General features: G+C 69.7%; 12 protein-coding genes. 3 read left to right on the plus strand and 9 right to left on the minus strand.

What is annotated here, in order from left to right:
• Positions 1 to 502: 502 nt before the first annotated feature.
• The 3 genes from ABZ865_RS25395 to thyX all read right to left on the minus strand — a co-directional run bounded on the left by ABZ865_RS25395 (position 503) and on the right by thyX (position 4,197).
• Positions 503 to 2,188 carry a ribonuclease J gene (locus ABZ865_RS25395; protein ID WP_361234614.1) on the minus strand — a complete coding sequence of 562 codons (1,686 nt, stop codon included), beginning with the start codon at positions 2,186 to 2,188 and terminating at the stop codon, positions 503 to 505.
• A gap of 154 nt (positions 2,189 to 2,342) precedes the next feature.
• Positions 2,343 to 3,242 carry a 4-hydroxy-tetrahydrodipicolinate synthase gene (gene dapA, locus ABZ865_RS25400; protein WP_361234616.1) on the minus strand — a complete coding sequence of 300 codons (900 nt, stop codon included), beginning with the start codon at positions 3,240 to 3,242 and terminating at the stop codon, positions 2,343 to 2,345.
• Between the two features lie 211 nt (positions 3,243 to 3,453).
• Positions 3,454 to 4,197 (minus strand): FAD-dependent thymidylate synthase, encoded by a 744-nt coding sequence (gene thyX / locus ABZ865_RS25405; RefSeq protein WP_361234619.1) that lies wholly within the window; start codon positions 4,195 to 4,197, stop codon positions 3,454 to 3,456.
• Positions 4,198 to 4,355: 158 nt separating this feature from the next.
• On the opposite strand from thyX, the gene ABZ865_RS25410 reads away from it, so the two are divergent.
• Both ABZ865_RS25410 and ABZ865_RS25415 read left to right on the plus strand, forming a co-directional pair.
• Complete coding sequence (locus ABZ865_RS25410; RefSeq protein ID WP_361234622.1) at positions 4,356 to 4,538, plus strand: hypothetical protein; 183 nt, start codon at positions 4,356 to 4,358, stop codon at positions 4,536 to 4,538.
• Between the two features lie 90 nt (positions 4,539 to 4,628).
• Positions 4,629 to 5,183 carry a hypothetical protein gene (locus ABZ865_RS25415; protein ID WP_361234625.1) on the plus strand — a complete coding sequence of 185 codons (555 nt, stop codon included), beginning with the start codon at positions 4,629 to 4,631 and terminating at the stop codon, positions 5,181 to 5,183.
• Positions 5,184 to 5,251: 68 nt separating this feature from the next.
• On the opposite strand, the gene ABZ865_RS25420 is transcribed toward ABZ865_RS25415, so the two are convergent.
• From ABZ865_RS25420 to rpsO, 5 genes are all read right to left on the minus strand, one after another.
• Complete coding sequence (locus tag ABZ865_RS25420; RefSeq protein ID WP_361234628.1) at positions 5,252 to 5,716, minus strand: hypothetical protein; 465 nt, start codon at positions 5,714 to 5,716, stop codon at positions 5,252 to 5,254.
• Positions 5,717 to 5,725: 9 nt separating this feature from the next.
• Positions 5,726 to 6,478: a 4-hydroxy-tetrahydrodipicolinate reductase gene (dapB, locus tag ABZ865_RS25425; protein ID WP_361234631.1), complete on the minus strand. Its 753-nt coding sequence runs from the start codon at positions 6,476 to 6,478 to the stop codon at positions 5,726 to 5,728.
• Between the two features lie 27 nt (positions 6,479 to 6,505).
• Positions 6,506 to 7,885, minus strand: a complete 1,380-nt coding sequence (locus ABZ865_RS25430) for a pitrilysin family protein (RefSeq protein WP_361234635.1) — start codon at positions 7,883 to 7,885, stop codon at positions 6,506 to 6,508.
• Positions 7,882 to 10,104, minus strand: a complete 2,223-nt coding sequence (locus ABZ865_RS25435; RefSeq protein ID WP_361234638.1) for a polyribonucleotide nucleotidyltransferase — start codon at positions 10,102 to 10,104, stop codon at positions 7,882 to 7,884. The genes ABZ865_RS25430 and ABZ865_RS25435 overlap by 4 nt, the downstream gene beginning before the upstream one ends.
• A gap of 315 nt (positions 10,105 to 10,419) precedes the next feature.
• Positions 10,420 to 10,707, minus strand: coding sequence for a 30S ribosomal protein S15 (rpsO, locus tag ABZ865_RS25440; RefSeq protein ID WP_030619140.1), 288 nt, complete (start codon positions 10,705 to 10,707; stop codon positions 10,420 to 10,422).
• Positions 10,708 to 11,061: 354 nt separating this feature from the next.
• Here rpsO and ABZ865_RS25445 point away from each other — a divergent pair, with 354 nt between their 5' ends.
• Positions 11,062 to 11,358, plus strand: coding sequence for a DUF397 domain-containing protein (locus ABZ865_RS25445; RefSeq protein WP_361234641.1), 297 nt, complete (start codon positions 11,062 to 11,064; stop codon positions 11,356 to 11,358).
• A gap of 82 nt (positions 11,359 to 11,440) precedes the next feature.
• Here the strand turns inward: ABZ865_RS25445 and eccD are convergent, their stop codons facing one another.
• Positions 11,441 to 12,970 (minus strand): type VII secretion integral membrane protein EccD, encoded by a 1,530-nt coding sequence (gene eccD / locus ABZ865_RS25450; protein WP_361235428.1) that lies wholly within the window; start codon positions 12,968 to 12,970, stop codon positions 11,441 to 11,443.
• Between the last annotated feature and the right edge of the window lie 7 nt (positions 12,971 to 12,977).

A 12,977-nucleotide genomic window follows, 5' to 3' on the forward strand; every position in this document is an offset into this window, starting at 1 on the left:
CTCTCGGGCTTTCCTCCGGGCGCTTCCCTTCGGTCTTGCGTTTCCGACTCTATCAGATCTTTTCTCGATCCGATTTCCTCGGTGCTTTCCAGGTTCCCGCTCTCGCGTTTCCCTTTCCGGCGTTTCCGACTCTATCAGATCCTCGCGGTGCCTGATTCCCAGTCAGAGGGGGTTGTCTTCGCGGCTGTTGGGCCGTTCCGACGTCTCAAACCTTAGCGGATCAGCTCGGCAGTTCCTAATCGGGCCGCCGGACTCCGATCGAATGAATTACATGCGGGCGCGCCGAATGCAGTCCCGATCGGGAGATCGTGCTGTTGGTTGGGTGCCGCTTTCGCGGCGGAGGTGCCACCACAGAACCGTTCCGGCTCCGGGGCAGACCAAGAACTTTACGGATCCAGTAGAGGGGTGTCAACCCTGCTGTCAAGATTTTTTCAGCCGGATGGCCGAGTGGGGCCCCTCGACGTGTGTCGAGGGGCCCCACTGCTGGTCAGCGCGCCGGAGGTCAGACCTCGACGACGACCGGGAGGATCATCGGGCGCCGGCGATAGGTGTCCGAGACCCACTTGCCGAGGGTGCGGCGGATGAGCTGCTGGAGCTGGTGCGGCTCCACGACGCCGTCCTGGGCGGACCGCTCCAGGGATTCGGTGATCTTCGGGATGACGTCCGCGAAAGCCGAGTCGTCGATGCCGGAACCACGGGCCTGCACATGCGGGCCACCCGTGATCTTGCCGGTGGACGAGTCCACGACCACGAAGACCGAGATGATGCCCTCGTCGCCGAGGATCTTGCGGTCCTTCAGGGCCGGCTCGCCGACGTCACCGACGGAGAGGCCGTCGACGTACACGTAACCGGCCTGGACCTTGCCGGCGATCCTCGCCTTGCCTCCGACGAGGTCGACAGCCACGCCGTCCTCGGCGATGACGATCCGGTCGTGCGGCACGCCCGTCAGCGCGCCCAGCTCGGCGTTGGCGCGCAGGTGGCGCCATTCGCCGTGCACCGGCATCAGGTTCTTCGGGCGGCAGATGTTGTAGAAGTACAGCAGCTCGCCCGCGGACGCGTGGCCGGAGACATGGACCTTGGCGTTGCCCTTGTGGACGACGTTGGCGCCCCAGCGGGTCAGGCCGTTGATCACGCGGTAGACCGCGTTCTCGTTGCCGGGGATGAGGGACGAGGCCAGGATGACCGTGTCGCCCTGGACGATCCGGATCTGGTGGTCGCGGTTGGCCATGCGGGACAGGGCGGCCATCGGTTCGCCCTGGGAGCCCGTGCAGACCAGGACCACCTCGTCGTCCGGGAGGTCGTCCAGTGTCTTGACGTCGACGACCAGGCCCGCAGGCACCTTCAGGTAGCCGAGGTCCCGTGCGATGCCCATGTTGCGCACCATGGAGCGGCCGACGAAGGCGACCCTGCGGCCGTACTCCTGGGCCGCGTCCAGAATCTGCTGGATGCGGTGGACGTGGCTGGCGAAGCTCGCCACGATGATCCGCTTGCGGGCTGCGGCGAAGACCTGGCGCAGCACGTTGGAGATGTCGCGCTCGTGCGGGGTGAAGCCGGGGACCTCGGCGTTCGTGGAGTCGGTGAGGAGGAGGTCGATGCCTTCCTCGGACAGTCGTGCGAACGCGTGCAGGTCGGTGAGGCGGTTGTCCAGCGGGAGCTGGTCCATCTTGAAGTCGCCGGTGTGCACCACCATGCCGGCGGGGGTGCGGATGGCGACCGCCAGGGCGTCCGGGATGGAGTGGTTGACGGCGACGAACTCGCAGTCGTAGGGGCCGATGCGCTCGCGGTCGCCGGCCTCCACCTCGAGGGTGTACGGGCGGATCCGGTGCTCCTGGAGCTTGGCCTCGATGAGTGCGAGGGTCAGCTTGGAGCCGATCAGCGGGATGTCCGGCTTCTCGCGGAGCAGGAACGGGACACCGCCGATGTGGTCCTCGTGGCCGTGCGTGAGGACGATGCCCTCGATGTCGTCGAGGCGGTCCCGGATGGACGAGAAGTCCGGCAGGATCAGGTCGATTCCGGGCTGCTCCTCCTCGGGGAAAAGCACTCCGCAGTCGACGATCAGGAGACGGCCGTCGTACTCGAAGACCGTCATGTTCCGGCCGATCTCACCGAGGCCGCCGAGCGGGGTGACCCGTAGGCCGCCCTTGGGGAGCGGCGGGGGCGGGCCGAGTTCGGGATGCGGATGACTCAAAAGACTCTCCTCACCACACGCGCCACGTACCGGTGGGCACGTGGCGCGCGTGACGTTCGTGCAGAAGCAGTTGTCGTGGGGAATGCGGGCACCGGTGGCCCGCGTATGCGGTTGTCGATTCAGTTGTGAAGCTCGGGTGGAGCCAAGTCTGTTGTCAGAGCTGTACCCCGCTGGCAGCAAGATCGATCTTGAGCTGGGCGATCTCCTCGGGCGAGCACTCGACCATGGGGGCGCGCAGGGGCCCTGCGGGCAGTCCCTGGAGGGCGAGTGCGGCCTTGGTGGTCATGACGCCCTGGGTGCGGAACATGCCGGTGTAGACCGGGAGCAGCTTCTGGTGGATCTCGGTGGCCTTGACGACGTCGCCCGAGGTGTACGCGTCGACGAGGGCGCGCAGGTCCGGGGTGACGAGGTGGCCGACGACGGAGACGAAGCCGACCGCGCCCACGGAGAGCAGGGGCAGGTTGAGCATGTCGTCGCCGGAGTACCAGGCGAGGCCGGACCGGGCGATGGCCCAGCCGGCGCGGCCCAGGTCGCCCTTGGCGTCCTTGTTGGCGACGATCCGGGGGTGCTCGGCGAGGCGGACGAGCGTCTCGGTGTTGATCGGGACGCCGCTGCGGCCGGGGATGTCGTAGAGCATGACCGGAAGGCCGGTGGCGTCGGCGACGGCCGTGAAGTGCCGGTACAGGCCCTCCTGCGGGGGCTTGTTGTAGTACGGCGTGACGACCAGGAGGCCGTGGGCGCCGATGCGCTCGGCTTCGCGGGCGAGTTCGATGCTGTGGTGCGTGTCGTTGGTGCCGACTCCGGCCACGATGTGGGCGCGGTCGCCGACGGCTTCGAGGACGGCTCGTACGAGGTCCGATTTCTCCGCGTCACTGGTGGTGGGGGACTCGCCGGTGGTGCCGTTGATGATCAGGCCGTCGTTGCCTGCGTCCACCAGGTGGGTGGCGAGCCGCTGCGCGCCGTCGAGGTCGAGTGCGCCGTCCGCCGTGAAGGGCGTGACCATGGCGGTGAGGACCCGCCCGAAGGGGGTCTGCGGAGTCGAGGTCGGAGCCATGGGTTACACGCTACTCGGTGCGCAATCCGGGGTCTGCCCTTGGGGTGCCGGGAAAGTCAGGACAAATATGGAGCCCGGCACTGCCTGCTCGGGGGTTCAAGCAGTGCCGGGTCCGTTTGATCAGGCTAGATGAACTTCTCTAAATGCCGCAATACGGACACTTCGCGCGGCTGATCCGTACATCCGTTCCGCGCGGGGGAACAGGGCTTCGTTACGGGGCCACACGCCCGTTCGCATTGAAGGCGGCATAGGTGAGGGGCATGAGCCGGGCCCACTCCTGCTCCATCTTCTCGCCGACCATCTCGATCTCCCGCTGCGGGAAGGACGGCACCTTGGCCAGCTCGTGCTGGGTGCGCAGACCGAGGAAGTGCATCAGGGAGCGCGCGTTGCAGGTGGCGTACATCGAGGAGAAGAGGCCGACGGGGAGCACCGAACGGGCGACCTCGCGGGCGACGCCCTCGGCGAGCAGCTTCTGGTAGGCCGCGTACGCCTGCTCGTAGGACTCCTCGAGGGTGGCGCGCACGGTCTCGTGCTGGGCCGGGGTGCCCTCGACGAAGACGTACTTGCCCGGGCGGCCCTCCTGGACGAGCTTGCGGGAGGCGTCGGGGACGTAGAAGACCGGCTCCAGCTCCCGGTAGCGGCCCGACTCCTCGTTGTACGACCAGCCGACGCGGTGCCGCATGAACTCGCGGAAGACGAAGATCGGGGCGCTGATGAAGAACGTCATCGAGTTGTGCTCGAACGGGCTGCCGTGCCGGTCGCGCATCAGGTAGTTGATCAGGCCCTTCGAGCGCTCGGGGTCCTTCTTCAGCTCGTCCAGGGACTGCTCGCCGAGCGTGGAGACGCGGGCGGCGAAGAGGACGTCGGCATCCGAAGCGCTGGACTTCACGAGTTCGACGGTGACGTCACTGCGCAGGGTGAGCGACTCGGGGGTGGTCACGGGGGTCCTTCCCATCACTTTTCGGTTCGCGCCCACTGTACGGGGGCCCACTGACAGAGCCCGAACCATGACCGCGCCGAGGATTTTTTCGGACATGGGCACCTTTTGTGTCACTCGAGCGTCTGTATCGGTGAGAACTGCCTGTTCGATCCCGAGAGGAGCGGTGCCCGCCCGTGCTCAGCGAAGTCACTCCCCCGCCCCGTCAGCGGTTGTCCGCCGCTCAGATAGCCGGGCGGTGGCTGCTCGGCCTCACGATCGTCGCCGGGCTCGTGGGCTCGGTGATCATCGGCAGGCCCGCCCTGTCCACGCCGGCCGGCACGCCGACCCAGCAGTCCCAGGCCTCCCAGGGGCACTGACCCTTCCGGACGCCCAAGGGTGGTGAGCGGGAACGGGGGCGGATAGCCTCACCGGGCACAGCCCATGCGAGGACCGAATGAGGACCAGCCGTGCCCCTGCCCTTTCTGACGGCCGACCGCACCTTCGACGCGGCATCCGACAGCTCGCTGCCGTACGACGACCGTGACCGCTGGCGGCGCCCGTACCGCCCCGGCCCGTGGCGCGTGGGCGGGGCCGCGCTGGGGCTCCTGCTGGCCTCGTTCGTGCTGTTCGCGGCGGTCCTGATCGCCCTGACCGGATCCGCGTCCTCCGCCGCCGTGGTCCTCGGTCTCGCGCTGGCGGTCATCGCGGCCGCGCTGCGGATGCTGCGCATGGGCGTGTGGGTGAGCGCGCGCGGACTGCGCCACGTGTGCTTCCTGATGACGCGTACGGTGCCCTGGAGGCGCGTGGTCTCGGTGCGGACGGTCCAGCAGCCGGTGCGCTGGCTGGGGCTGCCCCGCACGGTGCAGGGGCAGGCCCTCACGCTCGTCCGCAAGGACCGGGCCCCCGAGGACACCGATCCGCTCCTCACCACGCACTCGCTGGACTTCCTGCACCGCCCCGCGGCCTTCGACCGGGCGGCGGACACGGTGGAGGCGTGGGCCGCGGAGTACGGGCGCCACTGACCGCGTCAGCGACGCAGGAGGGGCCGGTCCGCGAGGTGCGGACCGGCCCCTCCTGCGTAGCGCCCGGCTCAGGCCGTCGTAGCGCCCGGCTCAGGCTTGCCTTCGTGCAGGGCGATGGCGCGCTGCATGGCCTTGCGGGCGCGCGGGGTGTCGCGGGCGTCGTGGTAGGCGATGGCGAGCCGGAACCAGCTGCGCCAGTCGTCCGGGGCCGCCTCCGTCTCGGCCTTGCGCTTGGCGAACACCTCGTCGGCCGAGTCACGGTCGATCCGGCCGCCCGGGGTGCGCTTCAGCTCGTCGACGGGCAGGCCGCCCTCGGCGTCGAGTTCGGCGGCCAGCTGGTTGGCCTTGCGGACGAACTGCGTGTTCTTCCACAGGAACCACAGTCCGATGACCGGCAGGACGAGTACCGCCACGCCGAAGGTGACGGTGAGCAGCGTGCCGGACTGGATGAGCATGACGCCGCGGCTGCCGACCAGGACGAAGTAGAAGACGAGGACGGCGGCCGTGACGAGGTAAGTGATCTTCGCGCGCATCAGACGGGTTCAGCCCAGGTCCAGGAAGTTCTCCAGGCCGAACGTCAGGCCCGGGGTGGACACCACACGGCGGACGCCGAGCAGGATGCCCGGCATGAAGCTGCTGTGGTGCAGGGAGTCGTGGCGGACGGTCAGGGTCTCGCCCTCGCCGCCGAGCAGTACCTCCTGGTGGGCCAGCAGGCCGCGCAGGCGGACCGCGTGCACCGGGACGCCGTCGACGTTCGCGCCCCGGGCGCCCTCCAGGGCCGTCACCGTGGCGTCCGGGGCCGGGGCGGTGCCGGCGGCGCGGCGGGCCTCGGCGATGAGCTGGGCCGTGCGCGTGGCGGTGCCGGAGGGGGCGTCCACCTTGTTCGGGTGGTGCAGTTCGACGACCTCGACCGACTCGAAGTACGGCGCGGCGATCTGCGCGAACTTCATGGTCAGGACGGCCCCGATGGAGAAGTTCGGGGCGATGAGCACGCCCGTCTCCGGGGACTGGGCGAGCCAGCTCTTCAGCTGCGCGAGGCGCTCCTCGGTCCAGCCCGTCGTACCGACGACCGTGTGGATGCCGTGGCGTACGCAGAAGTCGAGGTTGCCCATGACGGAGGCGGGGGTGGTCAGCTCGACGGCGACCTGGGCGTCGGTGTCCGCCAGCGTCTCCAGCTTGTCGCCGCGGCCGAGGGCAGCGACCAGCTCCATGTCCTCGGCGGCCTCGACCGCCCGTACCGCCTCGGACCCGATGCGGCCCTTGGCTCCGAGGACCGCCACGCGCAGCTTGCTCATCTGTTGCTTCCTTACCGAAGACGGGGGTTAGGCGACGGCGTCGTGCAGCCGCGCGGCCTGCTTGTCCTTCAGCGGGCCGATGACCGACAGGGACGGGCGCTGCCCCAGGATGTCGCGGGCGACCGACCGGACCTCGTCCGGGGTGACCGCGGCTATCCGGGCCAGCATGTCGTCGACGGACATCTGCTCGCCCCAGCACAGCTCGCTCTTGCCGATACGGTTCATCAGCGCGCCGGTGTCCTCGAGGCCGAGGACGGTGGAGCCCTGGAGCTGGCCTATGGCGCGGTTGATCTCGTCGTCGGAGAGGCCGTGCTCGGCGACGTGGTCGAGTTCGTCGCGGCAGATCTTCAGCACGTCGTGCACCTGGCTGGGCCGGCAGCCGGCGTAGACGCCGAACAGGCCGCAGTCGGCGAAGCCGGAGGTGTACGAGTACACGCTGTAGGCGAGGCCGCGCTTCTCGCGGACCTCCTGGAACAGCTTCGACGACATGCCGCCGCCGAGGGCCGTGTTCAGGACGCCCATGGCCCAGCGGCGGTCGTCGGAGCGGGCGAGGCCCGGCATGCCGAGGACGACATGGGCCTGCTCGGTCTTGCGGCCTATCAGCTCGACGCGGCCGGCCGTGCGGATCGTGCGGCGGCCGTGGCGTGGGGTGATGGGCAGCGCGCCGGCGTCCTTGAGGGCGCCCGCCTTCTCGAAGGCCGCGCGGACCTGTCGTACGACCTTGTTGTGGTCGATGTTGCCGGCGCAGGCGACCACGAGGTGGGTCGGGTCGTAGTGCTTGCGGTAGAAGCGGCGGATGCGGTCGGCGGTGAGGGCGTTGACCGTGTCGACGGTGCCGAGGACCGGGCGGCCGAGGGCGTTGTCGCCGAACATGGTGTGCGCGAACAGGTCGTGCACGCAGTCGCCCGGGTCGTCCTCGGTCATCGCGATCTCTTCGAGGATCGCGCCGCGCTCGACGTTGACGTCCTCTTCGAGGATCAGCGAGCCCGTGAGCATGTCGCAGACGACGTCGATGGCGAGCGGCAGGTCGGTGTCGAGCACGCGCGCGTAGTAGCACGTGTACTCCTTGGCCGTGAACGCGTTCATCTCGCCGCCGACGGCGTCGATGGCGGCGGAGATGTCCAGCGCGGACCTGCGGTCGGTGCCCTTGAAGAGCAGGTGCTCCAGGTAGTGCGTGGCGCCGTTCAGGGCCGGGGTCTCGTCGCGGGAGCCGACGTGCGCCCAGATGCCGAAGGTGGCCGAGCGCACGGAGGGCAGGGTCTCGGTGACGATGCGCAGGCCCCCCGGGAGGGTGGTCTTACGGACCGTACCGATGCCGTTCTGCCCCTTGATGAGGGTTTGGGTACGGGCAACGGCCCGCGCCTCCGAAGAGGTGCGGGCCGTCGCCTGCGAGCTGCGGGACGTCACTGGTCGGCGTCGTCCTTCTTCGTCTCGTCGTTGCCTTCTTCGCCCTCGATCACCGGAACGAGGGAGAGCTTGCCGCGGGAGTCGATCTCGGCGATCTCGACCTGGACCTTCTGGCCCACGCCGAGGACGTCCTCGACGTTCTCCACGCGCTTGCCGCCGGCCAGCTTGCGGATCTGCGAGATGTGCAGCAGACCGTCCTTGCCGGGCAGCAGGGAGACGAACGCACCGAAGGTGGTCGTCTTCACGACCGTACCGAGGTAGCGCTCGCCGACCTCGGGCATCGTCGGGTTGGCGATGCCGTTGATCGTGGCGCGAGCGGCCTCGGCGGAGGGGCCGTCGGCGGCACCGATGTAGATCGTGCCGTCGTCCTCGATGGTGATCTCGGCGCCGGTGTCCTCCTGGATCTGGTTGATCATCTTGCCCTTGGGGCCGATGACCTCACCGATCTTGTCGACCGGGATCTTGACGGTGATGATCCGCGGGGCGTGCGGGGACATCTCGTCGGGCCGGTCGATGGCCTCCATCATCACGTCGAGGATGTGGAGACGGGCGTCGCGGGCCTGCTTGAGGGCCGCGGCCAGGACGGAGGCCGGGATGCCGTCCAGCTTGGTGTCGAGCTGGAGGGCGGTCACGAACTCCTTCGTACCGGCGACCTTGAAGTCCATGTCACCGAAGGCGTCCTCCGCACCGAGGATGTCGGTGAGGGTGACGTAGTGCGTCTCGCCCTCGATCTCCTGGGAGATGAGGCCCATGGCGATACCGGCGACCGGGGCCTTCAGCGGCACACCGGCGTTCAGCAGCGACATGGTGGAGGCGCAGACCGAGCCCATGGACGTCGAACCGTTGGAGCCGAGGGCCTCGGACACCTGGCGGATCGCGTACGGGAACTCCTCGCGCGTCGGCAGCACCGGCACGAGCGCGCGCTCGGCGAGGGCGCCGTGGCCGATCTCGCGGCGCTTCGGGGAGCCGACGCGGCCGGTCTCACCGGTGGAGTACGGCGGGAAGTTGTAGTTGTGCATGTAGCGCTTGCGGGTCACCGGGGAGAGGGTGTCCAGCTGCTGCTCCATGCGGAGCATGTTGAGGGTGGTGACGCCCAGGATCTGGGTCTCGCCACGCTCGAACAGCGCGGAACCGTGCACCCGCGGGATGGCCTCGACCTCGGCGGCGAGGGTGCGGATGTCGGTGACACCGCGGCCGTCGATGCGCTTCTTCTCCTTGATCACGCGCTCGCGGACCAGCTGCTTGGTCAGCGCGCGGTACGCGGCGGAGATCTCCTTCTCGCGGCCCTCGAACTCCGGCAGGAGCTTCTCGGCGGCCAGCGCCTTGACGCGGTCCAGCTCGCCCTCGCGCTCCTGCTTGCCGGCGATGGTGAGCGCCTGGGCCAGCTCGGGCTTGACGGCGGCCGCCAGGGCCTCGAAGACGTCGTCCTGGAAGTCCAGGAAGATCGGGAACTCGCCGGTCGGCTTGGCGGCCTTGGCGGCGAGGTCGGACTGGGCGCGGCACAGCACCTTGATGAAGGGCTTGGCCGCCTCCAGACCGGCGGCGACGACCTCCTCGGTCGGCGCCTCGGCGCCGCCCTCGACCAGCTTGATGGTGTGGTCGGTGGCCTCGGCCTCGACCATCATGATCGCGACGTCGCCGTCCTCCAGGACGCGGCCGGCGACCACCATGTCGAAGACGGCGTCCTCGAGCTCGGTGTGCGTCGGGAACGCGACCCACTGACCGCGGATCAGCGCGACGCGGACGCCGCCGATCGGGCCGGAGAAGGGCAGGCCGGCCAGCTGGGTGGACGCGGACGCGGCGTTGATCGCGACGACGTCGTACAGGTGGTCGGGGTTGAGCGCCATGACCGTCGCGACGACCTGGATCTCGTTGCGCAGGCCCTTCTTGAAGGACGGGCGCAGCGGGCGGTCGATCAGGCGGCAGGTGAGGATCGCGTCCTCGGAGGGGCGGCCCTCGCGGCGGAAGAAGCTGCCGGGGATCTTGCCGGCAGAGTACATCCGCTCCTCGACGTCCACCGTGAGCGGGAAGAAGTCGAGCTGGTCCTTGGGGCTCTTGGAGGCGGTGGTGGCCGACAGCACCATGGTGTCGTCGTCCAGGTACGCCACGGCGGAACCGGCGGCCTGCTTGGCCAGGCGGCCCGTCTCGAAACGGATGGTACGGGTGCCGAAGGCGCCATTGTCGATGACGGCCTCGGCGTAGTGGGTCTCGTTCTCCACTAGCGTTTTCTCCTCGTCTTCGTCCTCCTCGCCCGTGTGGCAGGGGGACGGTTGCGGAGAAGCGCGCCGTGCGGTGCGGGCCGGTCTTCGATCGAAGCACCCGGGGCTCGCTTCCCCCCGGGGGCCACTACCGAGGACCGGCGGCGGCGTGGTGCGCTCCTCCTCGTTCTGTGTCGTACGTACTGCGTCGTGCGTTCTGCGTTACCGCGTTGTGCTACCACACTACAAAGCGTGTGTGACACTTCGCACGTTTCCGCACGTACGGCAAAGGGAGCGGCCCCCGAACGTCTCGGGAACCGCTCCCCTCACGGCGTCTTACTTGGCGCCCGCCGCACCGCGGCGGATGCCGAGGCGGTCGACCAGCGTACGGAAGCGCTGGATGTCCTTCTTCGCCAGGTACTGCAGCAGGCGACGGCGCTGACCGACCAGGATCAGCAGACCACGGCGGGAGTGGTGGTCGTGCTTGTGGGTCTTGAGGTGCTCGGTCAGGTCGGAGATCCGACGGGACAGCAGAGCGACCTGAACCTCGGGGGAGCCGGTGTCACCCTCCTTGGTACCGAACTCGGCGATGATCTGCTTCTTCGTAGCGGCGTCGAGCGACACGCGTACTCCTCATGGTCTGTGACTGCCACCGAGTGCCCCCGGTCTGCTTCTCGGGGGAGCTTCCGTGACTCGGAAGGCGGGGATCCGCTGCGCGCGGCCTCCAGGGCGGGGAGCTCCGGGGGTGCGTACACGAACGGCCGTCACTCAGCGTACCAGGGTCGGAGGGCGGCCCTTGCCAGGGCCCCAGGGGGCCGTCTGCGGGCAGGCCGCCCGGGTCAGTCTCCTCGCCGGCCTGTGACGCTTTCGTGGCGCCCCGTAATCGGGCGCATGTCGGCGAACCGCTGACCAGCCAGAACCCCGGCCAGTAGGGTGACTTCACCGCTCGCCGGCACAGAAGGAAGGACGACGGCCGCGATGACCGACGCCGATGACAAGGAACTCAAAGCGCGCAAGGAACGGGAGCGCGACGAGCTGTACGCGCTCGACATCTCGGACGTCGAGTGGCACTGCGCCCCGGGCACGGAGGAGCACGAGGAGCGCGTGGAGATCGCCTACCTGCCGGGAGGGGCGGTCGGCATGCGGTCCTCCCTGGACCCGGACACCGTGCTGCGCTACACGGAGGCCGAGTGGCGTGCCTTCGTGCTCGGCGCGCGGGACGGGGAGTTCGACCTGAAGCCGATGCCGCACAACGGCGGGCTCGACGTGAAGTGACGACGTCCGGGAGGGGTCGTGAGGCCTTTCCTGCCCGTCAGCCGGAGCCGGGGTTCGGTATCCCCGGCTCCGGTCCGTCGGCTCACTTGCTGGTCATCGCCCGCGCGGTCGCGTAGACGTCGAAGACCGCCAGGGTCAGCGGGATCAGCGTCAGCAGGACGAATCCCTCGCAGATCTCCAGGAAGCGGCCCCAGAAGGGGGTCAGGCCGCCGCGCGGCAGGATCAGGCCCAGCGCCGTGACCAGTGCGGTGGCCGCGGCGATGACCGCGATCAGCCAGACCGTGCGGATGTCCAGGTCGGTGCGGTGACCGGCGAGCGCCGCGCGCACCACCGAGTCCGGCGGGTTCAGGGCGAGCCCGAGGCCCAGCAGGACCAGGGAGCCGAGGCCCGCGGCGAGGACGGACGCGACCTGCGCGGTGTAGCGGAAGAGCTGGGCGCGCATCAGCATCGCCACACCGGTGGCGAGGGCGAGCAGTTGGGCCCAGATGTCGCTGGAGAAGCCGAGCACCGCCGAGGCGCCGACGGCGAGGAGCGCACAGCCGCCGACCAGTCCGACGAGGAGTTCGTGCCCCCTGCGGGCCTGGGCCTCGACGCGCTCGGTGTCCACGGCGTCGGGCATGGGGGCGTCGGTGCCGTAGGCGGACCGGGCCGCGTTGTCCGGGGGCTCGAAGCCGATCGGCAGCCGGGCGAAGCGCATCGACATCCCCGGCAGGAAGGCCAGGGCGCCGACGGCCACCGGGGCGCACACGCCGGCCGTCTCGACCGGCGTCCAGTCGAGCAGCGTCGCCGCGAAGACGACGGCCAGGGCGACGGCCGAGGCGAACACGAAGGCCACGAACGGGCCGTCGCCGTGCGGGGAGCTCAACGCGAGGATCAGGGCGGCGACCAGGACGGCCGCGCACGCCAGCAGGAACTGGAGCCTGCCGATCCCCTGCCCGTCGGCCAGGGGCAGCAGCCCGCTGCCCGCGACGCCCATGTTGGGCAGCGCGCCGAGGCCGAGGGCGACGGCCGAGCCGCGGTCGTCGTAGACCCGTGCGCGTACGGCGGACAGCACCACCAGCAGGACGCCGGTGACGGCGGCGAGGATGCCGGCCAGCCCGTGCATGTCGTGGCGCGGGTCGGCGGTCCAGGCGACGAACGCGAGCAGCGCCGGCAGCACACCGCCGCCGACGAGGCCCGCGGCCCGGGTCAGGTCGCCGCTCCACAGCGTGTGCTGCCGGGTGACGGCGGACGCGACGGCCTCGGTGACGTCGTCGAAGACGGCGGGCGGCAGGGACTCCGCGAAGGGGCGCAGCGTGAGGAGTTCACCGTCGAGAATGCGCTGGGCGGCGAAGGACCGGGAGCTGTCCAGCACGGTGCCGTCGGTGCGGACGAGGTGGTAGCCGACCGGGGCGCCGGCGTCGGGGCTCTGCCGGGACAGCCGGAGGATCTCCGGGTACAGGTCGGCGACCGGCACGTCGTCGGGCAGGGCGACGTCGATCCGGCTGTCCGGCGCGACGATGGTCACCCGGCAGAAACCGAGTCCCGTACCGGCTGCGGCTCCCGCTCCCACTCCCCCTCGTGCTCCGGAAGGGGTTCCCGTCCCGGGTCCGCCGGTGGTGGCGGCCGTCATGCTCACC

Origin of the sequence: Streptomyces sp. NPDC047085, assembly GCF_040643735.1 — a bacterium.
Classification (GTDB): Bacteria; Actinomycetota; Actinomycetes; order Streptomycetales; family Streptomycetaceae; genus Streptomyces.